Raw genomic sequence first — 21,274 nt, forward strand, 5'->3', positions numbered from 1 at the left:
ATACTTTACAATAAAAATACCGCATCCGGCAGGAAGTCGCTGCTGAACGCGGTATTTTTTATGTTTTATTTACCTGAATCTGAGGGCTGCAGTTTTCCCTGTGCAGAGGTGTGGGCCGGGCATTTGCGCGGCGCAAGCACATCTGCAAATGTATAAGAGCGCAGCTTATCACGCACCAGCACGGTCACTTCATTGTAGATTTCGTGAAAGCGGCAGCTGCTGGTGCCGCTGTGGTCACAGCTGTATGCCTCCTGCTGGCAGCGGCTGAACATATACGGCCCCTCCACTGCCTCGATAACCTCAAGCAGGGTAATCTGCTGCGGAGACTTTGCCAGTGCATAGCCGCCGTGTGCGCCTTTAAAAGAAACTACCAGTCCTGCGGCCACTAGTTTTCGCAAAATTTTCAGTGTAAAGCGCTGCGTAACCATTGTTTTTTCCGCTATGGTGCGCGCTTCTACGCGGCTGTCAGTACCCGCCAGCACCTCCATAATGCGCACGGCATAGTCCGTTTCCAGTGTGATAACCATTTATGCGCCCCTTAATCCAGAAAATCTTTCAGCTTTTTGCTGCGGCTTGGGTGGCGCAGTTTACGCAGAGCCTTTGCTTCGATCTGGCGGATACGTTCGCGGGTAACGTTAAACTCTTTGCCCACTTCCTCCAGTGTACGGGAGCGGCCGTCCTCCAGCCCAAAGCGCAGGCGCAGCACTTTTTCCTCACGGGGGGTCAGGGTATCCAGGACCTCATTGAGCTGCTCTTTGAGCAGCGTATGCGAAGCGGCATCCTGCGGAGCAGGCGCGTCATCATCCGGAATGAAGTCGCCCAGGTGGCTGTCCTCTTCTTCACCGATTGGCGTTTCCAAAGAAACCGGCTCCTGTGCAACGCGCAGAATCTCTCGCACTTTTTCCACCGGCATACTCAGCTCGGCACCGATCTCATCTGCAGAAGGCTCGTGCCCATTGGTATGCAGCAGCTGGCTGGAAACTTTCTTGACTTTATTGATGGTTTCCACCATATGCACCGGAATGCGGATTGTCCGCGCCTGGTCAGCAATAGCACGGGTAATGGCCTGGCGAATCCACCAGGTTGCATAAGTGGAGAATTTAAATCCTTTGGTATAATCGAATTTTTCCACAGCCTTGATAAGGCCCAGGTTGCCCTCCTGAATCAGATCCAGGAACTGCATGCCGCGGCCCAGGTAGCGCTTTGCAATGCTGACAACCAAGCGCAGGTTGGCCTCTGCCAAGCGCTTCTTTGCCTCTTCGTCTCCCTCTTTGATTCGCACGGCGAGGTCGATTTCTTCCTCAGGGGACAGCAGCGGCACCCGGCCAATTTCTTTCAGGTAAACCTTTACCGGGTCATCAATGGCGACGCCGTCGGTATTGACACCGGCGTCAAGTCCCTCGTCGCTGTCCTCTTTATTGTTGTTCAGCTGCAGTTCTTTTACAGAGTCGCCGTTGCTCAGGTCATCTATAATCTCGACACCCTGCTCTTCCAGCACATCATAAAACTTTTCGATCTGCTCCGGCTCAATGTCCAGCTCCCCGATTGCGTCAAGAATATCTTTGGTAGAAAGGGAGCCCTTTGCCTTGCCCTGCTCGACTAAGTCATGCAGAACTGTCTTTTTGTCCGGTGTAGCTGCTGCCATAGAACGACCTCCTATTTTTTCTCCGCACGCAGTTTCTCAAGATAGCGGCTGATGTCGCTCTCACTGTCGCTGCGCACGTTCTGCTTATCATTTTCCTCCAGAATGACACGGATATAAGAATCCACTTCCTGCCTGCCGGCGGGAATACCGTCATGTCTGGCACAGTACCCGGCCACCACCCCCATCTCGTCCTGAGAAAGGCTGTCTGCCAGGTCCGTAAGGCCTACTGCCTTGCCATCTTTCATTTTGCCCATGATTATGGTATATACACGGCGATTAAACGCCGTAATTAACTTTTCCGGCGGCAATTTTGCCGCAATATAGGCTGTATTCTCGGGATAATCCAGCATTGCACCCAAAAGCGCCTCTTCCGCGCGCGCTGCGCGCAGGTTCTGGCTCTTTTCCGGGTTGAGCTTATCCTGTGTGCCGGCTGTCTGCCGGCGGAACGCACGAAACTCTTTTTTCTGCCGGTAGTGCCGTTTCCTTTCGCGGATGGATTTTATCTGCTGCAGTAAAGAAAGCCGCTGTATGCCGGTTTCCTCCGCAAGGCGCCCAGCGTACACTTCGCGCTCTATGTCGCTGTCCAATTCTGCAAGCACCTCTGCCGCAGCATTCAAGTAGCGCACCTTTCCTTCTGGCGTCTGGGGATTCACTTCGCGCTTTACTTTCGCCAGGCGGTACTCCACGTCATTGCCGCAGCTGTCTAAAAGCTGCTGAAATCTGGCATGTCCGTTTTCGCCATGTGAGCGGATAAACTCATCCGGGTCTTTGCCGTCCGGCACCACCAGAATGCGTACGGCAAGCCCTGCCTGCCGCAGAAGCGGAATGCTGCGAGAAGCGGCTTTCTGCCCGGCGGCGTCCGCATCGTAAGAAGCAACCACATCTTTTGTATAATGTGCAATCAGGCGCGCCTGCTCAGGGGTAAGGGCTGTGCCAAGTCCCGCGACCGCGTTTTGAAATCCGGCCTGGTGCAACGCAATCACATCCATATAGCCTTCACACAAAATCAGGCAGTCTGCCGCGGCATCTTTTGCAAAGTTTAAGGCAAACAAATTCCTGCCCTTGCTGAAAATCGGCGTATCGCTGGTATTCAGATATTTAGGCTCCCCTTTTCCAAGGACACGGCCACCAAAGGCGACAACATTGCCACGCAGGTCAATAATCGGAAACATGACACGGTCATGAAAGCGGTCTACTGCATGGCCGTTCCGGCTGGAAAAGGCAACGTTTGCCTGAATCATCTCCTGCTCGCTGTAACCTTTACTGCGCAGAAAATCCACCAGTGCAAAGCGCGACGGCGGCGCAAAGCCAAGGCCAAAGTGTGTGATAGTCTTTGGAGTCAGCCCACGGTCGGTAAAGTAAGACAACCCCGTGGCCCCCTGTGGGGAAAGCAATACGTGGTGGTAAAAGCGGGCTGCTTCTCGATTCAGGGCATACAGGCGCATGCGCAGCTTTGCTAAGCCGCGGTCCTCATCGCTTTCCGGTACAGTCATGCCGGCGCGCTGCGCTAAAGAACGCACCGCTTCCATATAATCCAGATTATCAATTCTTTCTACAAAAGTTATGATGTCCCCACCGGCCCCGCAGCCAAAGCAGTAAAAAGAGCCGTTGTCGGGGTAGACCGTAAAGGAAGGCGTTTTTTCACTGTGAAATGGGCACAGGCCCACCAAAGTGCGCCCGCGGCGCTTCAAACTGACATAGCTGGAAACAACATCTTCGATACTGCTGCGTGCTTTCAATTCTTCTACAAATTCCTGCGGCAGCGGCAACAGACTCCCTCCTTTCCCGCAAAAGGCCTACATATGCCGCCAGGCGTGCGGCACATAAACTTCCTGGAACAGTTCGACCGCATAGGGGTCTGTCATGCCGGCAATATAATCGACCGCAGCGCGGCGGCGCCCCTCCTTCACGGCAATTTTCCGCATGTGCTCCGGCAGATGTTCTGGCATCAGTGCATAGTTGTAAAGCTTTTCGACAATCAGCGGTACTTTCTGCTCTTCGCTTTTGGCACAGGGGTTGACGTAAACCGACTGATACATAAAAGTGTGCAGTGCGGCAAATGCCTCCTGCACCTGCGGGTCCATACGCATCCAGCCATCGGCGCTGCAGCGCACAACCGACCGCACTAGGCAGTCAATGCGCTGACTTTTTGAGTGCCCCAGCACAGCGGTAATCTCTGCCGGCAGGTCACTTTCAGACAAAATACCCGCCCGCTCAGAGTCATCAATATCGTGATTGATAAATGCAATGTGATCCGCTATGCGCACAATGCGTCCCTCCGGCGTATTTGCCTGTGCCCCCCGTGTATGGCAGAGAATGCCGTTGCGCACTTCTTCCGTCAAGTTCAACCCACGGCCATCACGCTCAAGCCGCTCGACAATACGCACGCTCTGCTCATAGTGATGAAATGAAGTGCTGCCATCTTCCAGAGGGTAGACCTCACAGATATTGTTCAGCGCCCGCTCGCCCGCATGACCAAAGGGCGTATGTCCCAAGTCGTGGCCCAAAGAAACAGCCTCGGTCAGGTCTTCGTTCAGGCGCAGGCAGCGCGCAATCGTGCGTGCAATTTGGGCAACTTCCAGTGTATGGGTCAGACGTGTACGGTAATGGTCGCCCTCCGGTGAAAGGAATACCTGTGTTTTTCGCTTGAGCCTGCGAAAAGCCTTGCAGTGAATAATACGGTCGCGGTCACGCTGAAAAGCGGTGCGCAGGTCATCCTCTTCCTCTGGAAACTGCCGCCCGGCTGTGTCGCAGGCATGGGTTGCCAAGCTGGAAAGCGTCATCTGCTCTATTTCTTCCGTTCGTTCGCGAATATTCAAAACGGCAGCTCCCCCTTCCAGATTTTCTGTGGTAGTAAAAAATATGTACATAGAAGTATACGCAAAAAAAGCGGCTATCCCTGCAAAATTACGCAAAAGGGCCCGCTTTTTTTCAGAAAAAGCGCCGGCGCCCTGTCAATCTTTCAGTTTTGTATGAATCTGTACTGGAAAATAGGTTTCACCAAGCGTCTGCGGCAGCACGCTGCCGCCTGTAGCATCTGCCAGCTCAGCGGTCAGGGCAGGCAGTGCTGCCGCTTCCAGATGAAACGACACCTGCACCTGGTCGGTAAAGCCGGTGCTGTCGATGACTGCCCCGTGTGCCGGCAGCAATGCCGCCACCTTTCCGTACTGACTGTAAGTACAGAAAAGCTTTAACAGCAGGCAGGGCTTCATTTGCAGCAGTCCGGCAGCAGAAAGGGCCAGCGAAGCCGCATGCGAATAGGCACGCACCAAGCCGCCTGTGCCCAGCAGTACACCGCCAAAGTAGCGTGTAACCACCACGGCCGCATCGGTTACGCCGCTTTTCAGCAGAACATTTAAGACGGGCACACCCGCTGTGCCCTGCGGTTCTCCTGCGTCTGAGCAGTGCTGCTCCCCGCTGCGCAGGACAAAAGCGGGCACATTGTGTTTTGCATCCCAGTATTTCTTTTTTTGTGCCGCAAAAAAGCCCAGCGCCTCTTGCTTAGAACACACCGGCGCCGCACAGCCGAGAAAGCGGGATTTCTTTTCCGTAAATTCGTCGGTTCCCTGCACAGAAAGTGTCAGGTACGGTTCCACAGGTGCTTCCCCCTTTCGTTTTTCGCTGCTTTGCCAGAAAGAAAAAAGGCCGCCGCAGAGCAAAGCCCTTTTGGGACTCTGCTATGCAGCAGTCTTTGCATTCCAGAGAAAAGCGAATCACTTTGTCATGCCGTAACGCTTTTTGAACATATCGACACGGCCGCTGCTATCCACCAGTTTTTGTTTTCCGGTGAAGAACGGATGGCACTTTGAGCAAATTTCAACGCGGATGTTCTCTTTGGTAGAACGAGTCTTGATCACATTGCCACAGGCACATGTGATGGTTGTATCCTTATATTCGGGATGGATACCTTTCTTCATGAGTTGTCACCTCTTTCAGCAAAAGCTGCAGCATAACGGCCCTGCGCGCAAAAAAGGCGCAATTAGGCTCTAAACATTTACATTTTATCACAACCGCACACAAATTGCAAGCTTTTTCAGCAACTGCACAGGGAAAAAGCTTTACAGATATCAGCCGGTGGAATTCTGCCGGTCGAGATAGGTAACGTATTCCTCCAGGCACAGGCTCAGGCGCCGCATAGTTTGGGCATTGTGCGGGCCGACATAGCGAAAGTGGCTGGGGTCATCCTTTAAGCCGGTGCAGCCTTCTTTTGCATCGGTATAGCGGCGCACAAAGCCGTAATCCACACAGTGATTGAGCAGCCAGTGGTAGGCATCCGAATCCAGAAACGTTTGGTCCGAGGGAAACGTGACCGCCAGACCGGTCTGGTTTTCGCTGCAGCCGCCGGGCGGTACGAGTGCCGCGGCGTCGCTTTCCGCCACAGCACGGGTTTTGTTCTGCTTCTGCATTAAATCGGTAATTTCCTGCTGATAAAGGTTCTCCTGTGTTTTGGCATCTACATAGCCTTTGCTCAAAGTCAAAGTATAGCCGGCAGCTTTCGCGCCTGCAAGCATCTGCTTTAAGGCAGGCAGGATACGGCTATCTACCTGTATGTTTTCGTAAGTAACCAGCTGCGGGGACAGACTGTTGTCCGCTTTCTGGTCCTGTGAAACGACAGTAAGCGCCCAGCTGTTGTCCGGCTCGGAAAGCACCTCTGCGCTCTGTACAGAGGCAGCTGCGCCTGAAGCAGACGAGCCTGTCTTTGAGGCATTTCCCGGCTGATAGGCCCGCCACAGCAGCACACCAAGCAGTACCGCCAAAATAAGAATTGCCGCAAGCACAGCAATCATCCAGCGGTGCAGCCGCCGCACATCGGCTGCACTGTCGCGGTTGCTGCCCTCCGCAAGAATCGGTTCCTGGCGATGTTTACGCATATTTTTCTCCTTTGCCGCGGCAGACCGCGGCTTGCATTTTTCGTGTAAAATTCTGTCTATAATTCTCTTTCTTCTGCAAAATACGTTTCTTTATTTGCTTTTTTATTGTAAGCCTGCATATTGTGCAATGCAAGTTCTTTTACGAGCAGCTTTCGGCACATTTGTTTTTCTTAATTCTGCATTCGGAACATTGCATTCTTTTTGTAAATGCTGTAATATTAGCGTGGGCAAAATTGCGAAAGGTATTAGAAACCGGCTGTTCTTATGCTGAAGCAGGCCGGTATTTCGCATTTTGACTACCCAAATGTATATCAATGCTGTAGCTGTAAAAGAATGCTGTTTAGAATCGAGGTCACTATTTTATGCGTAAAACAAAGATTATCTGTACACTTGGACCCGCCACAGACGACGAAGGGGTACTGCGTCAGCTGATGCTTGCCGGCATGGATGTCGCGCGCATCAACTTTTCCCACGGAACCCATGAAGAACAGCTGGTGCGTATTAACGCTGTAAAGAAGCTGCGTGAAGAGCTGGACCTGCCGGTAGCGCTGCTGCTGGACACCAAAGGCCCTGAAATCCGCACCCGTGAATTTGAAAAGCCGGCTATTTTAACCGACGGCCAGGCGTATACGCTGACCACCCGCGACGTAATGGGCGATGACAAAATGTGCGCCGTTACTTTTAACAATCTGCCAAAAGAAGTATCTCACGGTACCCGAATTTTAATCGACGACGGCTTAATTGAGCTGCGCGTAGAAAAAACAAATGCCACTGATATTTTCTGTACGGTTATGAACGGCGGCCCTATCACCAAGCACAAAGGCATCAATATTCCGGGCAGCAACCTCTCCCTGCCGTTTTTAAGCGAGCAGGACAAGTCTGATATTGCCTTTGGTGTTGAGCAGGATTTCGATAGCATTGCGGCTTCCTTTACCCGCTCTGCAGAGGATATCCTGGACCTGCGCAGTGAGCTGGAGAAAAACGGCAACCACGACATGCAGATCATCAGCAAAATCGAGAGCACCGGCGGCGTACAGAACATTGATGAAATCATCCGTGTTTCTGACGGTGTCATGGTTGCCCGCGGCGATCTTGGTGTCGAAGTACCAATGGAAGAAGTTCCGGTACTGCAGAAAAAGATTATCAAGAAAGTGCACGCTGCCGGCAAAGTTGCCGTAACTGCTACCCAGATGCTCGACTCTATGATTCAGCATCCGCGCCCGACCCGTGCCGAAACCACTGATGTAGCCAACGCTGTATTTGACGGCACCAGCGCCATCATGCTTTCCGGCGAAACTGCCGCGGGCAAATACCCGGTAGAGGCTGTGCGCACTATGGCGCGCATTGCCGAACACACGGAAGAGAACATCGACTATATCAGCCGCTTCCGCAATACCGAATGGACCGAAAAAGAGGACGTAACTTCTGCTATTTCCCACGCGACCTGCACCACCGCGCACGACCTTGGTGCAGTAGCAATTATGACCGTAACCAAATCCGGCCATACAGCCCGCACCATTTCCAAATACCGCCCCGCCTGCCCCATTATCAGCGGCACCACCAGCCGTAAGGTCTGGTACCAAATGAACCTTTCCTGGGGCGTTATTCCGCTGATGGTAGAGGAAAAGGACAACACCGATGAACTTTTCGAGCATGTTGTCAATGTTGCACGTGACCACGGCTTGGTGAAAAACGGTGACCTGACTGTTATTACCGCCGGCGTGCCGCTGGGTGTTTCGGGCACAACCAACCTGCTGAAAGTACAGCTGGTTGGCGATGTGCTGGTGACCGGCGACGGCATTTCCCTGGGCAGTGTGTGCAGCAACCTGTGCGTCTGCAAAGACGCACAGGATCTTCGGCTTCACTTTCAGCCCAATGACATCATTGTCATCCCCAACACGGACAACTCCATGATGCAGTATATGCGCAAAGCCTCTGGCATTATCACAGAGGAAAAAGGTCTGAACTCTCACGCCGCCATTGTCGGCCTGTCACTCAACAAGCCGGTCATCGTGGGTGCCAGCAACGCAACCAAAATTCTGCGCAGCGGTGTGACGATTACGCTTGACTCCGACCGCGGAATCGTCTATGCCGGTGTCGCTGTAAATGAAAATGCCTGAGTAAAATCATTTTTACCAAACATTTTCTGTTTACCATAGAAAGACGGGCAGCAAATCTGCAAAAGTGCAGGTGTGCTGCCCGTCTTTATTTACATGAAAAGTTTTATATTCTGCTCTTTGTACAAAGAGCCGCCATGCGGCCGCTTTGAAATTCCGCGTATTCCGTTTTTCAGTATTGCAAACTGCAGGAAACCTTTTGCGGCAGCTGCTCTGTTTTATTCGGCGCTGTTTTATGTAGCAGCACCGTGAGAAACCTGCGCTGCAGCAGCGGGAATGGTAGAAACAGGGTGTCTTGGCTGAGAAACAAGGCCAAAACTGACAGAAAGGGCACGGTCGACTGCGGCCATGCCTGCTTCCCCCAGGCGGCCCATGTATTCACGCAGCCGGTGTTTATCCAGTGTGCGCACCTGCTCAAGCAGGACAATGCTGTCTCGCGAAAGACCTGTCGTAGCTGCCTGCAGATGAATGTGTGTAGGCAGCTCTGTTTTCCCACGCTGGCTGGTAATGGCCGCTGCAATAACCGTTGGGCTAAAGCGGTTTCCAATATCGTTTTGAATGATGAGCACCGGCCGCACACCGCCCTGTTCCGAGCCGACGACTGGGCTTAAGTCTGCATAAAAAATATCTCCACGTCTGACCTGCATGATTCTCACGCTCCGCATTTTATTTTCTGCAGATAGCATTGGCAAAAGTGGAAAGTTCTATACATTGAATGCTTCTCTTTTGCCCTGCTGAAAATATTGTATGCAGAAACGCGATTTTACGTTTCTGAAAAGACAGATTGGCCGCGCTCAATTTCCAAAAAAATCTGCGGCAGCTGATGCAGCAGATCCTGCGGCAGCATGGCCTGCTGTGATAAAGCAGCCGCACAGCGGTCGCCGGCAAGGCCATGCAGGTAGACAGAAGCCGCAGCGGCTGTGTACGGCTCGACTCCCTGTGCCAAAAAGGAACCGATCATACCAGCCAACAGGTCGCCGCTGCCGCCGCGGGCCATACCCGGATTTCCAGTCGTGTTTTGCAAAATGCGTCCATCCGGCGCGGCAACCAGGGTCCCAGCGCCTTTCAGCACCAAAATGACATGGTGCTTTTTTGAAAAAGATGCCGCCGCGCCCGCACGATCCGCCTGCACCTGCAGGACGGAGCAGCCCAGCAGCCGCGCCATTTCACCCGGGTGAGGCGTTAAAACAAGCGGTGCCTGCGCGGTATCCAGTACAGAAATGTCTTTTGCAATGCAGTTGAGCGCATCGGCATCCAGTACCAGCGGCACCCGGCAGTTTTGCAGAACGTTTTCCACCCGCTGCGGGTATTTTGTGGAAAGGCCGCAGCCCATCACACAGGCTGAAGCCTTTTTTAGAGAAGAAAATACAGGCGAAAAATCGTCTTGGTAAACAGTATAGACTGCCTCTGGCAGACGTGCAGCGACAATTGGGTAAATGGATGCAGGCACAGCCGCGTCAACCAAACCGGCCCCGCAGCGCAGCGCGGCGCCGGTACACAGCATAGCCGCCCCCGCCATGCCATAGCTGCCACAGATGCACAGCAGCCGGCCAAATGTACCTTTATTGCTGTCTTTGGGGCGCTTTTTGACCGCAGAAGCCGCCAATGCGGCGGAAATACTGTTCATTCTCTCGATTCCTTTCGTTCTCCGAGCACAACTGCAGCGGCTGCAGCGGCTGTATGGGTTACACTGACCTGAAACTGCCACCCGGCGGCAAGTTCTGCCGCCTTTCCGCTGAGGCAGAGCCGCGGTGCACCGGTTTTTGCACGCAGCAGTTCCACCTCGCACAGGGAAAAGCCGCGCAGGCCCGTGCCCATTGCTTTACCAAAAGCTTCTTTTGCACAAAAAGAGGCAGCTACGCTTTGTGCAGGAAACCCGCGCTTTTGCAGCTGGGCAAACTCCTGTTTTCCCAAAACGCGGCTGCAAAAGTGCGGGTTCTGCATAGAGCGCCGAATGCGCTCGATTTCACAGAGGTCAAGCCCCACGGTCATCATTTTTCTTTCTCCGGCGCCGGCAGAGCAGAGGTGTCTACTGTGCGCTTTAAGTTGAGCTTAATTGCCTGCAGAACCCGGTTGCTGGGGCTGAAGACAATCAAGATTTTCCCATAGCGGTCATAGCGGCCGGTCAAGTACCACTCGCCGTCAGTGCCCTTTGCAGTTTTGCCGACCTGAAAGGTATAGTCAAACTGCTTGCCCTCGAATTTTTCAGGGCTGTATTTTCCGATTTCTTCTGTATCATGCAAGTCAATCGAAAAAATAGATTTGCGCTTGCGGCGGTGGATAATCTTGTCACAGGTAAAGTCGCCGTTTGTCACACTGTACTCAAATTCCCAGTCAAAATTCGTAATGATATAGTACATGCCAACCAGCACGCCGGCAATGATAAAGACAAGGAAGTACATGAGTACGGAAACCATCATGGTCAGCATCAAAATGGCAATGGCACCAACCAGGGTAAGCAGCATAATGCCCGCTTCTTTACCGCCAAACTTTCGCTTAATAATCTGTTCGCAAAAAATATCCATCCTTACTCCTCCGGTCATACAGTAGTCTTTGCTTCTTTTGCATATTCTAGCATAGGCCGCAGGGAATTACAAACCATTTGGGCGCTTTCTCGCATTTTTTTGCCCGGGCTGCGGTTGCATTTTACAGGAACGCATGTTATAATAACGCAGATATCCATGATAAAACGCTGTGAAAAAGGAAGTAGCGGACCAAAGCCGCAGGATCAGAGAGGGTATGCCATTGGCTGAAAACATGCCTGCCTGCGCGTGTACCGTGAAGTTCCCTTTTGAGCGTCCCCGCTGAACCTGCGGCTTTTCCGCAAAATTAGGCGTGAACGGTTTTTGGCCCCGTTATCGGCCACAAAAGTATAATTTTAGGGTGGTACCGCGAAGTCAAAGCCTTCGCCCCTTTGTGGGGCGAAGGCTTTTTTGATTTCAAAAGAAAGGATGAGGACCTTCCATGATCAAAGAAGAACTGCAGGCAATCGGCAGCAAAGCGCTGCAGGAACTGCACAGTGCCGACAGCCAAAAGCTGCTCGATGAGCTGCGTGTACGCTATCTCGGCAAAAAAGGATCTCTGACCTCGATTTTAAAGAAAATGGGTAGTCTTTCTGCAGAAGAGCGCCCGGTTATCGGCAAACTGGCAAACGAAGTGCGCGCCAAAATTGAGGGTGCCGTCGCCGACCGCCGCAGTGAGCTTAAAGATCTGGAGCTGCAGCACCGCCTGCAGGCAGAGTCTCTCGATGTAACTATGCCCGGCAAATGCCGCCGGCTCGGCGCAAAGCACCCGATTTCGCTGACGCTGGAGGACTTGGAGGAAATCTTCCTCGGTATGGGCTTCAGTATTGCAGAGGGTCCAGAAGTCGAGTACGACTACTACAACTTTGAAGCACTGAATATTCCTAAAAACCATCCGGCCCGTGACGACCAGGATACTTTCTATATCAACGACAATATTCTGCTGCGCACCCAGACAAGCCCCGTACAGGTGCGCACAATGGAAAAGCAGAAGCCCCCTATCCGCATTATTGCACCGGGCCGCGTGTACCGCAGCGACGCGGTAGATGCCACCCACTCCCCGCTGTTCCATCAAGTAGAGGGTCTGGTTGTCGACAAGGGTATTACATTTGCCGACCTGAAAGGTACACTAGAAACCTTTATCAAGCGTCTTTACGGTGAAGACAGTGTTGTGCGTTTCCGCCCGCACCACTTCCCCTTTACAGAACCAAGCGCCGAAGTCGACGTACAGTGCTTCCACTGCCACGGCGAAGGCTGCCGCCTGTGCAAAGGCGAGGGCTGGATCGAAATTCTCGGCTGCGGCATGGTGCACCCGAAAGTGCTTTCAAACTGCGGCATTGACCCCGAGGAATACTCCGGCTTTGCTTTTGGCATCGGCTTGGAGCGCATTGCTATGCGCAAATACAACATTGACGACATGCGCCTTTTCTATGAAAACGATATCCGCTTCCTAGAGCAATTCTGAAGCGGCAGAGATACGGAATTTACCGGAAAGTGTGGGAGATAACAAACAATGAATCTTTCAATGCGTTGGCTTAAAGAATTTGTCGACCTGCCTAAAATGCCTTTGCGTCAGTTTACAGAATCCATTACGCTCAGCGGCAGCAAAGTGGAAAGCTGGGGCACAGAGGGCGAAGAAATCTCAAAGGTGGTTGTCGGCAAGGTACTGTCACTGGAGCGCCACCCCGACAGCGACCACCTGTGGATCACCAAAACAACCGTAAATGAAAAGGAAGAGCCGCTGCAGATTGTTACCGGCGCCCAAAACCTAAAAGTCGGCGACTACGTGCCGGTAGCCTTGCACGGCAGCGTGCTGCCCGGCGGCAAAAAAATCAAGCGCGGCAAGCTGCGCGGTGTGGCAAGCAACGGCATGCTCTGCGGCATTACCGAACTTGGCTTAACAACACATGACTTCCCCTCGACGATTGAAGACGGCATCATGGTGCTTACCGAAGCGGACGGCTGCAAGCTACAGCTCGGCATGGACATCCGTGAAGCACTGGGGTACAACGACACAACGGTCGCATTTGAAATCACCTCTAACCGGCCGGACTGCTTCTCCATTATCGGCCTCGCGCGTGAAGCAGCGGCTACTTTTGACCTGCCGCTGAAGCTGCACACACCTGTCGTAAAGGGCGGCGCAGGCGACTGCACCGGTCTGCTGGACGTAAAGATTGAGGCGCCGGACCTCTGTTCCATTTATACAAACCGTGTAGTAAAGAATGTGCGTGTAAAGCCCTCTCCGCTGTGGATGCGTGAGCGCCTGCGTGCCATGGGTGTGCGGCCTATCAACAACATTGTCGATATTACAAACTATGTCATGCTGGAATACGGCCAGCCGATGCACGCTTTTGACCTGAACAGCGTCGCTGACCATACCATTCGCATCCGCCGCGCAAAACCCGGCGAAAGCATTACAACTCTGGACGGTACTGTGCACCCCCTGACAGAAAAGCAGCTGGTCATTGCTGACAGCCAAAAGCCGGTGGCGATTGCCGGTGTAATGGGCGGCGAAAACAGCGAAATTACAGACAGTACTACAACAATCGTCTTTGAGTCCGCCTGTTTCAGTGGGGCCAGTGTACGCACCACTGCGCGCGACCAGGGTATGCGCACCGAAGCCAGCGGCCGCTTTGAAAAAGGCCTCGACCCCAACAACTGCATTCCGGCTATTAACCGCGCCTGCGAATTGGTGGAAATGCTGGACGCCGGCGACGTGATGGACGGTATTATTGCAGACGACCATTCCAGCAAAGAAAAGCACCGTATCCGCTTTGAGCCAGAGTGGACCAACCGTTTCCTTCATACCGATATTTCTGCTGAAGAAATGAAAACAATCCTGAAAAAACTGGAATGCGAATTTGACGGTGACGATATTCTGGTGCCCACTTTCCGCCCGGACCTTGTACACAAAGCGGATATTGCAGAAGAAATTGCCCGCTTCTATGGCTACAACAAAATTCAGAGCAAAAAGCTGCCCGGCGGTGCTGAAGGCGTTCTAACCGCAAAGCAGCACTTTACCCGCACCCTTGGCCGCACGATGCTCTCGCTCGGCGCAGATGAAATTATGACGTATTCCTTTATTTCTCCTAAGGAATACGATAAAATCAAGATGCCAAAGGATAGCCCGCTGCGCAATTCTGTTACAATCCGCAACCCACTTGGCGAAGATACCAGCATTATGCGCACCGTTGCGCTGCCCAGTATGCTGCTGGTCCTTTCCCGCAACTACAACAATCGCAACCCGCAGGCCTGCCTGTATGAACTCGCCAACATCTACCTGCCCACCGGCCCGGACACCCTGCCGGAAGAACGCCCGCAGCTGATTTGCGGTATGTACGGCGAAGATTTTGATTTCTATACAGCAAAGGGAATGCTGGAAGTCCTGCTGCAGAAGCTTGGCGTTTCCGACTGGGACATTACCGCCTGCAAAGATGCCTACAGCTACCACCCCGGCCGCTGTGCCCGCCTGACCGCCGGAGAAGACAGCCTGGGTGTTATTGGTGAGGTGCACCCGACCGTCACCGAAAATTACGGTATCGGCACGCGCGTCTATACTTTTACACTGGACATCGGTATCCTGCAGAAACACGCCGAAACCAACCGCACTTATCACCCGCTGCCAAAATTCCCGGCTGTCACACGTGACCTTGCTCTGGTCTGCGATGCAAAACTGCCGGTCGGCGACTTGGAAAAAGCAATTCGCCGCGGTGCAGGCAAGCTGCTCGAAAGCATTCATATCTTTGATGTTTACCGCGGTGAACAGATTGAGCACGGAAAAAAGAGCGTTGCTTTCAGCTTGGTGCTGCGCAGCCAAAATGAAACCCTTTCCGACGAGCAGGTAAATGCTGCCATGCACAAAGTGATGAAAGAGCTCGAAACAGCCGGAGCCGTGCTGCGGGAGTAATATGCGCATTTCTTCCCAAAATTTCGTGAAAATCTGCCGCTTTTCAAAAAGCTCTGCCCAAAATTTTACAAAAGTTCCCTTGCATTTTGTAACTGACTGATGTATGATATTCGTATATCAGGAGGTGATCGCATGCAGGATAAGACCATGACCTTTTCGATTGGCGGCAACCGGGAAGATGATATCAAAAAAATTATGACAACGGTATATCAGGCTTTACAGGAAAAGGGTTACAACCCGATCAGTCAGATTGTGGGCTACATCCTCTCAGAGGACCCAACGTACATTACGACCCATAATAATGCACGCAGCCTTATCCGCAAGGTCGACCGGGACGAACTGCTGCAGGTACTTGTAAAATCCTATCTGCAAGCCTGAGCCTGCTTTGCCGCCTGAAAAGGAGGACTCCTATTGAGCGAACAGAAGACAGAACCGCAGTTTCCCCTGTATAAGGGCAAGCCGCTGGTGCGCAGCGGCAATGTGCTGTACTACGGCAGCATGAAAGACCGCTATGTATGCCGGCTGGAAATTAAAAGCACAAAAAAAGTGAAAGATATGGAGGTCGCCGACAGGGTTTCTATTCAGCTGATGCTGACCGACCCGGCTGTGCGCTCTCGCAAACAAATTGTAAAGAACAGCGAAAAGTCTGGTCTGTACCTGGCGATGGATATTGCCGATGCGTGGCTTTCGCGTGCGCTGGCAAAATAAAGCGTTTTAAAAAAGCAGAAGTGGAAAGATTTTCTTTCCACTTCTGCTTTTTATTATGCTGTGTTTTCTTTATGACCGGCCGATATCGTGACGGTACTGTACACCGTCCCAATGGATTTTTGCAACAGCCGCATAGGCTTTGTTTAATGCCTCGTCTAACGAAACACCCGTGCAGGTAACGCCCAGCACACGGCCGCCGTTGGTGTAGAATTTTCCGTCTTTTTTCAGGGTGCCGGCGTGGTAAACGGTTGCGCCCTCTACCTGGCCATTTTGGTCCAGGCCGGAAATTTCCAGACCCTTTTCGTAGCTGCCCGGATACCCGCCGCTCGCCAAAATCACGCAGGCGCAGGCTTCGTCTTTCCACTGAATGTCAATTTGGTCCAGTGTACCGTTGATAGTTGCTTCAAAAATATCGACTAAGTCGGTCTTGAGCCGCGGCAGAACCACCTGCGCCTCGGGGTCACCAAAGCGAGAATTGTACTCAATCACTTTGGGGCCTTGAGGGGTCAGCATCAGGCCAAAATACAGGCAGCCCTTAAACGGGCGTCCTTCTGCATTCATCGCCTTGAGCGTCGGCAGGAAGATGGTTTTCATACATTCATCGGCCATAGCGGCCGTATAGGAAGGATTCGGGCTGATTGTGCCCATGCCGCCAGTGTTTTTTCCCTTGTTGCCATCTAATGCACGCTTGTGGTCTTTGCTGCTGACCATTGGCTTCAGCGTTTTGCCGTCTGTAAAGGCAAGCACGCTGACTTCCGGGCCGGTCAGAAACTCCTCAACAACCACTTTGTTGCCGGAAGCACCAAAGACTTTGTCTTCCATAATCGTCTTTACTGCATCCTCAGCCTCTGCAAAGTTCTGCGCTATGATGACTCCTTTGCCCAGAGCCAAACCATCAGCTTTAATGACTACAGGAAACTGATTCTGCTGCTTGATATAGGCAAGCGTTTTTTCCGGCGTATCAAAGACTTCATAGCCCGCTGTGGGAATTCCATACTTCTTCATCAAGTTTTTACTGAATACCTTGCTAGCCTCAATCTGCGCAGCCGCACGGCTTGGGCCAAAAGCAGGAATGCCTGCCTCTGTAAACGCATCTGCCATGCCCGCCGCCAGCGGGTCGTCCGGCGTAACGCATACCATGCCAATGCCGTTCTTTTTGGCAAAATCGACCATTCCTGCAATATTCATCGCCGCAATCGGTACATTTTCGGCATCGCAGCCAATACCGCCATTGCCCGGCGCACAGTATATTTTTTCCGCGCGGGGGCTTTCTTTCAGCTTGCGAATCACCGCATGCTCGCGGCCGCCGCCGCCAACTACCAGAATTTTCATGTTGTTTCTCTTCCTTTGCTTAGTGATGGAACAGGCGCATACCGGTAAACGCCATAACCATGCCGTATTTGTTGCAGGTGTCAATCACGTTGTCGTCGCGGATAGAGCCGCCCGGCTCTGCCACATAGCAGACACCGCTCTTGTGTGCACGCTCGATGTTGTCGCCAAAGGGGAAAAACGCATCGCTGCCCAGGGTGACGCCGGTCAGCTCTGCTATCCAGGCTTTTTTCTCGGCAGTGGTCAGCGGCTCCGGCTTTACTTTTAAGAACTGCTTCCAATTATCCGTTTCCAGCAGGTCTTCCCACTCATCAGAAATATAGTTGTCGATTGTGTTGTCGCGGTCCGGGCGGTGGATACCCTCCACAAACTGCAGAGCCAACACTTTCGGGTGCTGGCGCAGCCACCAGACGTCGGCCTTATTACCGGCAAGACGGGTACAGTGAATGCGGCTCTGCTGCCCGGCGCCCACACCGATTGTTTTGCCGTCTTTGACATAGCAGACCGAGTTGCTCTGGGTGTATTTCAGGGCAATTAAAGAAATCAGCATATCGCGCTTCGCGCTTTCGGGCAGGTCTTTCTTTTCTGTAATAATATTCTGTAACAAGTCGTTGTCAATTTTAAAATTGTTGCGGCGCTGCTCAAAGGTAACACCAAAAACGTCTTTCTGCTCAACTTCTGCCGGAACATACGCTGCATCCATTTTTACAATATTGTAAGTGCCGCGGCGCTTTTTCTTTAAAATCTCCAGTGCCTCATCGGTATAGCCGGGCGCTATGACGCCGTCGGAAACTTCACGCTTTAGCAGCAGCGCCGTCTCTTTGTCACAGACATCAGAAAGGGCTGCCCAGTCGCCGTAAGAGGACATCCTGTCCGCTCCGCGGGCAGCTGCATAGGCGCTGGCAAGCGGTGAAAGCTGCAGGTCATCTACAAAATAAATCTTTTTAAGGGTATCGGACAGTTCCGTTGCAACCGCGGCACCTGCCGGGCTGACGTGCTTAAAAGAAGCCGCACTGGGCAGGCCGGTTGCCTTTTTCAGCTCGCGCACCAGCTGCCAGGAATTCATGGCATCGAGCAGGTTGATATAGCCGGGGCGGCCATTGAGCACTGTAATGGGCAGCTCGCCCTGCCGCATAAAAACACGCGCGGGTTTCTGGTTTGGATTACAACCGTATTTCAGTTCCAGTTCTTTCAAAGTAAGCCCTCCTTAAACATTTTTATTGACGATTTTAGAAGTATGTCTGCCGGTCTTTAGGTCGATAAAGCAGGTGTACAAGGAAACCTTATTGTCGGCATTCAGGTTTTCCCACACAGTTTTTGTAAAGGAATCGAGGTCACCCGAAACGGTTACCAAAGTTGGATCGCCCTCAAAGCTAGGCAGCGGGCTGCCGTCCCCCAAATAGGTATGGATATAGCGTCCCTGTCCCGCTTTGGGATTTTCATACTCATAAAAATACCGAAGGGTTGTCTTGGGATCGCCGTTGTCGCTTTTCAAAATGGAAAGGTTAAAGTCGCCGTTTGGCTTGACAATTCCGCTGATACGCGGGGTGAAATTGGGGCTGTCTGGCTCAAAGGTACGGGTCAAAAGTGCATGGCGATAGCACTTCCCTTTGCCCATAAATTCATAAATAGTGTCGGTCTGATCGCCGTTGGTAACAATAGTCTTGTCCTCAAACTGGCGCACCGGCGCGTAAATAATCAGGGACGGGTCGGTCATTTTGCTCTCGTCAAAGGCCTTGGTCTGAATGCCATCTTCAGTAGGAACGAAAACACGGTTGCGGCTGTTTTCGCTGCGGCCCATAATAAAGTACGCAATCACTGCGCTTTGGCCATGTTCGCTGCGGCCCAAAAGAATACCGCGGCCGGGATAAGTGCAGGAAGAAAGTTCCTTTGCAAGTTCTGTCGGTTTCATTCAGCTGCCTCCTTAATCGTTACAATTCCATCTTTCACCTGCAGCCGGCCGGCACAGAAAAGCGACGCCGCTTTAGGCAAAAGCTTCCACTCGGCCTGCTCCATCACCCTGCGCTGCAGGATTTCGGGGGTATCGCCCGGCTGTACCGCGACTGCTTTCTGTAAAATAATCGGTCCGCCGTCACACACTTCATTGACAAAGTGAACCGTAGCACCGGTCACCTTGACGCCGCGCGCCAAAGCTGCTTCGTGTACATGCAGTCCGTAAAAGCCCTCACCGCAAAAAGAGGGAAGCAGTGCCGGGTGGATATTGATAATCTGATTGTGGTAGGCGCGAATGACCCGCTCACTGATAATGGTCATAAAGCCCGCCAAAATAACCAGCCCGGTGTGATTTTCATTCAAAGCCTGCAGCAGGGCATCATCGTAGCCGTCCTGCTCAGCAAAAGCTTTGCGGCGCAGAACCTTGGTTTGGATACCGGCCTTTTGTGCACGCTGCAGTGCAAACGCCTTGGGCGTACTGGAAATAACCAGCGTAATGCGGCCATTCGGTATTTCTCCGCGGCCCTGTGCATCAATGAGTGCCTGCAGGTTGGTGCCGCCGCCGGAAACCAAAACAGCAATATTCAGCATAAAATTACGCCGTCCTCCCCGGCAACGACCTCGCCAATGACAGACGCAGTCTCGCCGGCCGCCTGCAACACCGAAACGGCCTTGTTGGCATCCTCTTTTGCAACTGCACAGCACATGCCAATGCCCATATTAAAGGTATTGTACATGTCATGGTCAGAAATACGCCCCTCTTTTTGAATCAACGAAAAGATTGCAGGCTTTTTGAAAGAGGCCAGCTCAATTTTTGCAGTCAAGCCCGGTTTCAGCATACGCGGAATATTTTCATAAAAGCCGCCGCCAGTCACATGCGAAACTGCCTTGACTTCTACTTCCTGCATCAGCTTCTGCATAGGCTTTACATAAATGCGGGTCGGGGTCAAAAGCGTTTCACCCAATGTTTTGCCGAGTTCCGGCACATAGCGCTTGACCGAGGCTTCATCTGAAATGCCCAACACTTTGCGCACCAATGAAAAGCCGTTAGAATGTACGCCGCTGGAAGCAAGGCCGATTAAAGCATCACCGGCATGCACTTTGCTGCCGTCAATGATCTGTCGCTTGTCGACAATGCCCACAGAAAAGCCGGCCAGGTCGTATTCGTCTTCCGGCATCAGGCCAGGGTGCTCAGCTGTTTCGCCGCCAACCAGTGCACTGCCGGCCTGTACGCACCCCTCTGCAATGCCGCTGACAATCGCGGCAATTTTCTGCGGAAAATTACGCCCGGTCGCGATATAGTCCAGGAAAAGCAGCGGCTTTGCGCCGCAGCAGATGACATCATTTACACACATGGCAACGCAGTCAATACCGACGGTGTCATGTGTGTCCATCAAAAAGGCAACTTTCAGCTTAGTGCCCACGCCGTCTGTGCCGCTGACCAGCACAGGCTCTTTCATACCGGTCAAATCCGGCTGAAACAGGCCGCCAAAGCCGCCAATACCGGAAACCACACCGGGGGTATTGGTGCGGGAAATGTACTGCTTCATCAGTTCTACAGATTGATAGCCGGCGGTCACATCTACGCCGGCCTTTCTGTAGCTGTCGCTGTAGCTTTTTTGATTCATTTGTCCCTCCATTTTTCAAGGCAGGCATTTCTTTTTCAGAAACACCGCCAGATAAAAAGCGGTTTACAGATCTTTCAGTTTTTCTTGAATTGCGGCATCCTTTTTGGCGACGCCCGCTGTCATATCTTTTCTCGCCTGTACTAGTTTTGCAGCCAAAGCATCATCGGAAAGGGCCAGCATCTCTGCCGCTAAGATTGCCGCATTTGCCGCGCCGTCGATTGCGACTGTGGCAACCGGAATACCGCTTGGCATCTGTACTGTGGCAAGCAGAGCCTCCATACCGCCAAGGTTAGAGGACTTCATAGGAATACCAATTACCGGCAGAGTCGTATTTGCTGCCAGAAAACCCGCCAGATGTGCTGCCATGCCGGCCGCTGCAATGATGACGCCAAAACCAGCGTCTTTTGCGCCGCGTGCAAAAGAGACGGCGGCCTCTGGGGTACGGTGGGCGCTGATGACATGCGCCTCAAACGGAATACCCAATTCTTTAAGTTTTGTTACTGCCTTGCTGACTGTCGGAAAATCGCTGTCGCTGCCCATAATGACCGCTACTTTTTTTGCTGCCATGATAATCAATCACTCCTGTATCAATTT

At 52.5% G+C, this 21,274-nt stretch carries 22 protein-coding genes; 5 read left to right on the forward strand and 17 right to left on the reverse strand.

Features of this window, described 5'->3' with window-relative positions:
- Positions 1 to 65: 65 nt before the first annotated feature.
- The 7 genes from LKE53_07135 to LKE53_07165 all read right to left on the reverse strand — a co-directional run bounded on the left by LKE53_07135 (position 66) and on the right by LKE53_07165 (position 6,516).
- A complete protein-coding gene (locus LKE53_07135; protein MCH3972514.1) occupies positions 66 to 527 on the reverse strand; it encodes an Rrf2 family transcriptional regulator in 462 nt (153 codons plus the stop codon).
- Between the two features lie 11 nt (positions 528 to 538).
- The gene (gene rpoD, locus LKE53_07140) at positions 539 to 1,645 is read right to left on the reverse strand and encodes an RNA polymerase sigma factor RpoD (protein ID MCH3972515.1); all 1,107 of its coding nucleotides are present in this window, start codon (positions 1,643 to 1,645) and stop codon (positions 539 to 541) included.
- Between the two features lie 11 nt (positions 1,646 to 1,656).
- A complete protein-coding gene (dnaG, locus tag LKE53_07145; protein MCH3972516.1) occupies positions 1,657 to 3,414 on the reverse strand; it encodes a DNA primase in 1,758 nt (585 codons plus the stop codon).
- Between the two features lie 27 nt (positions 3,415 to 3,441).
- Positions 3,442 to 4,464 (reverse strand): deoxyguanosinetriphosphate triphosphohydrolase, encoded by a 1,023-nt coding sequence (locus tag LKE53_07150; GenBank protein ID MCH3972517.1) that lies wholly within the window; start codon positions 4,462 to 4,464, stop codon positions 3,442 to 3,444.
- A gap of 135 nt (positions 4,465 to 4,599) precedes the next feature.
- Positions 4,600 to 5,241: a YigZ family protein gene (locus tag LKE53_07155; protein ID MCH3972518.1), complete on the reverse strand. Its 642-nt coding sequence runs from the start codon at positions 5,239 to 5,241 to the stop codon at positions 4,600 to 4,602.
- 117 nt (positions 5,242 to 5,358) lie between these two features.
- Positions 5,359 to 5,562, reverse strand: a complete 204-nt coding sequence (gene rpmE, locus LKE53_07160; GenBank protein MCH3972519.1) for a 50S ribosomal protein L31 — start codon at positions 5,560 to 5,562, stop codon at positions 5,359 to 5,361.
- Positions 5,563 to 5,712: 150 nt separating this feature from the next.
- Positions 5,713 to 6,516 (reverse strand): M15 family metallopeptidase, encoded by an 804-nt coding sequence (locus LKE53_07165; protein MCH3972520.1) that lies wholly within the window; start codon positions 6,514 to 6,516, stop codon positions 5,713 to 5,715.
- Positions 6,517 to 6,878: 362 nt separating this feature from the next.
- On the opposite strand from LKE53_07165, the gene pyk reads away from it, so the two are divergent.
- Positions 6,879 to 8,636, forward strand: coding sequence for a pyruvate kinase (gene pyk / locus LKE53_07170; protein ID MCH3972521.1), 1,758 nt, complete (start codon positions 6,879 to 6,881; stop codon positions 8,634 to 8,636).
- A 230-nt stretch (positions 8,637 to 8,866) separates the two neighbouring features.
- Here pyk and LKE53_07175 read toward each other — a convergent pair whose 3' ends face one another.
- The 4 genes from LKE53_07175 to LKE53_07190 all read right to left on the reverse strand — a co-directional run bounded on the left by LKE53_07175 (position 8,867) and on the right by LKE53_07190 (position 11,158).
- A complete protein-coding gene (locus LKE53_07175) occupies positions 8,867 to 9,280 on the reverse strand; it encodes a type II toxin-antitoxin system PemK/MazF family toxin (GenBank protein MCH3972522.1) in 414 nt (137 codons plus the stop codon).
- A 116-nt stretch (positions 9,281 to 9,396) separates the two neighbouring features.
- Complete coding sequence (locus LKE53_07180; protein MCH3972523.1) at positions 9,397 to 10,260, reverse strand: NAD(P)H-hydrate dehydratase; 864 nt, start codon at positions 10,258 to 10,260, stop codon at positions 9,397 to 9,399.
- Complete coding sequence (gene acpS / locus LKE53_07185; protein MCH3972524.1) at positions 10,257 to 10,628, reverse strand: holo-ACP synthase; 372 nt, start codon at positions 10,626 to 10,628, stop codon at positions 10,257 to 10,259. The genes LKE53_07180 and acpS overlap by 4 nt, the downstream gene beginning before the upstream one ends.
- Positions 10,625 to 11,158, reverse strand: a complete 534-nt coding sequence (locus LKE53_07190; GenBank protein ID MCH3972525.1) for a hypothetical protein — start codon at positions 11,156 to 11,158, stop codon at positions 10,625 to 10,627. Before LKE53_07190 ends, acpS begins: the two co-directional genes overlap by 4 nt.
- Positions 11,159 to 11,600: 442 nt before the next feature.
- Between LKE53_07190 and pheS the strand changes: the two genes are divergently transcribed.
- The 4 genes from pheS (at position 11,601) to LKE53_07210 (ending at position 15,770) form a co-directional block, all read left to right on the forward strand.
- The gene (gene pheS / locus LKE53_07195; GenBank protein ID MCH3972526.1) at positions 11,601 to 12,620 is read left to right on the forward strand and encodes a phenylalanine--tRNA ligase subunit alpha; all 1,020 of its coding nucleotides are present in this window, start codon (positions 11,601 to 11,603) and stop codon (positions 12,618 to 12,620) included.
- A 48-nt stretch (positions 12,621 to 12,668) separates the two neighbouring features.
- On the forward strand, positions 12,669 to 15,062 hold the full coding sequence (gene pheT, locus LKE53_07200) for a phenylalanine--tRNA ligase subunit beta (protein MCH3972527.1): 2,394 nt from the start codon (positions 12,669 to 12,671) through the stop codon (positions 15,060 to 15,062).
- A 132-nt stretch (positions 15,063 to 15,194) separates the two neighbouring features.
- Entirely contained in the window at positions 15,195 to 15,440 is a 246-nt protein-coding gene (locus tag LKE53_07205) for an IreB family regulatory phosphoprotein (GenBank protein ID MCH3972528.1), read from the forward strand.
- Positions 15,441 to 15,473: 33 nt separating this feature from the next.
- Entirely contained in the window at positions 15,474 to 15,770 is a 297-nt protein-coding gene (locus LKE53_07210; GenBank protein ID MCH3972529.1) for a hypothetical protein, read from the forward strand.
- 69 nt (positions 15,771 to 15,839) lie between these two features.
- On the opposite strand, the gene purD is transcribed toward LKE53_07210, so the two are convergent.
- The 6 genes from purD to purE form a co-directional block, all read right to left on the reverse strand.
- A complete protein-coding gene (gene purD / locus LKE53_07215; GenBank protein ID MCH3972530.1) occupies positions 15,840 to 17,102 on the reverse strand; it encodes a phosphoribosylamine--glycine ligase in 1,263 nt (420 codons plus the stop codon).
- A gap of 19 nt (positions 17,103 to 17,121) precedes the next feature.
- Positions 17,122 to 18,294 (reverse strand): phosphoribosylaminoimidazolecarboxamide formyltransferase, encoded by a 1,173-nt coding sequence (locus LKE53_07220; GenBank protein ID MCH3972531.1) that lies wholly within the window; start codon positions 18,292 to 18,294, stop codon positions 17,122 to 17,124.
- Positions 18,295 to 18,306: 12 nt separating this feature from the next.
- Positions 18,307 to 19,011, reverse strand: a complete 705-nt coding sequence (locus LKE53_07225) for an IMP cyclohydrolase (protein ID MCH3972532.1) — start codon at positions 19,009 to 19,011, stop codon at positions 18,307 to 18,309.
- Positions 19,008 to 19,643 (reverse strand): phosphoribosylglycinamide formyltransferase, encoded by a 636-nt coding sequence (gene purN / locus LKE53_07230; GenBank protein ID MCH3972533.1) that lies wholly within the window; start codon positions 19,641 to 19,643, stop codon positions 19,008 to 19,010. Before purN ends, LKE53_07225 begins: the two co-directional genes overlap by 4 nt.
- Positions 19,637 to 20,680: a phosphoribosylformylglycinamidine cyclo-ligase gene (gene purM, locus LKE53_07235; GenBank protein MCH3972534.1), complete on the reverse strand. Its 1,044-nt coding sequence runs from the start codon at positions 20,678 to 20,680 to the stop codon at positions 19,637 to 19,639. Before purM ends, purN begins: the two co-directional genes overlap by 7 nt.
- A gap of 63 nt (positions 20,681 to 20,743) precedes the next feature.
- Complete coding sequence (gene purE, locus LKE53_07240; GenBank protein ID MCH3972535.1) at positions 20,744 to 21,247, reverse strand: 5-(carboxyamino)imidazole ribonucleotide mutase; 504 nt, start codon at positions 21,245 to 21,247, stop codon at positions 20,744 to 20,746.
- Positions 21,248 to 21,274: the final 27 nt, after the last annotated feature.

It is taken from the genome of Oscillospiraceae bacterium (assembly GCA_022483045.1).
GTDB lineage: Bacteria > Bacillota > Clostridia > Oscillospirales > Acutalibacteraceae > Caproicibacterium.

What these genes read in the sequence shown, in the direction of transcription:
- LKE53_07135 (MCH3972514.1), bottom strand. Translation starts at nt 527, where the DNA reads ATGGTTATCACACTGGAAACGGACTATGCCGTGCGCATTATGGAGGTG.
- rpoD (MCH3972515.1), bottom strand. Translation starts at nt 1,645, where the DNA reads ATGGCAGCAGCTACACCGGACAAAAAGACAGTTCTGCATGACTTAGTC.
- rpmE (MCH3972519.1), bottom strand. Translation starts at nt 5,562, where the DNA reads ATGAAGAAAGGTATCCATCCCGAATATAAGGATACAACCATCACATGT.
- LKE53_07165 (MCH3972520.1), bottom strand. Translation starts at nt 6,516, where the DNA reads ATGCGTAAACATCGCCAGGAACCGATTCTTGCGGAGGGCAGCAACCGC.
- pyk (MCH3972521.1), top strand. Translation starts at nt 6,879, where the DNA reads ATGCGTAAAACAAAGATTATCTGTACACTTGGACCCGCCACAGACGAC.
- LKE53_07175 (MCH3972522.1), bottom strand. Translation starts at nt 9,280, where the DNA reads ATGCAGGTCAGACGTGGAGATATTTTTTATGCAGACTTAAGCCCAGTC.
- LKE53_07180 (MCH3972523.1), bottom strand. Translation starts at nt 10,260, where the DNA reads ATGAACAGTATTTCCGCCGCATTGGCGGCTTCTGCGGTCAAAAAGCGC.
- acpS (MCH3972524.1), bottom strand. Translation starts at nt 10,628, where the DNA reads ATGATGACCGTGGGGCTTGACCTCTGTGAAATCGAGCGCATTCGGCGC.
- LKE53_07190 (MCH3972525.1), bottom strand. Translation starts at nt 11,158, where the DNA reads ATGGATATTTTTTGCGAACAGATTATTAAGCGAAAGTTTGGCGGTAAA.
- pheT (MCH3972527.1), top strand. Translation starts at nt 12,669, where the DNA reads ATGAATCTTTCAATGCGTTGGCTTAAAGAATTTGTCGACCTGCCTAAA.
- LKE53_07205 (MCH3972528.1), top strand. Translation starts at nt 15,195, where the DNA reads ATGCAGGATAAGACCATGACCTTTTCGATTGGCGGCAACCGGGAAGAT.
- purD (MCH3972530.1), bottom strand. Translation starts at nt 17,102, where the DNA reads ATGAAAATTCTGGTAGTTGGCGGCGGCGGCCGCGAGCATGCGGTGATT.
- LKE53_07225 (MCH3972532.1), bottom strand. Translation starts at nt 19,011, where the DNA reads ATGAAACCGACAGAACTTGCAAAGGAACTTTCTTCCTGCACTTATCCC.
- purN (MCH3972533.1), bottom strand. Translation starts at nt 19,643, where the DNA reads ATGCTGAATATTGCTGTTTTGGTTTCCGGCGGCGGCACCAACCTGCAG.
- purM (MCH3972534.1), bottom strand. Translation starts at nt 20,680, where the DNA reads ATGAATCAAAAAAGCTACAGCGACAGCTACAGAAAGGCCGGCGTAGAT.
- purE (MCH3972535.1), bottom strand. Translation starts at nt 21,247, where the DNA reads ATGGCAGCAAAAAAAGTAGCGGTCATTATGGGCAGCGACAGCGATTTT.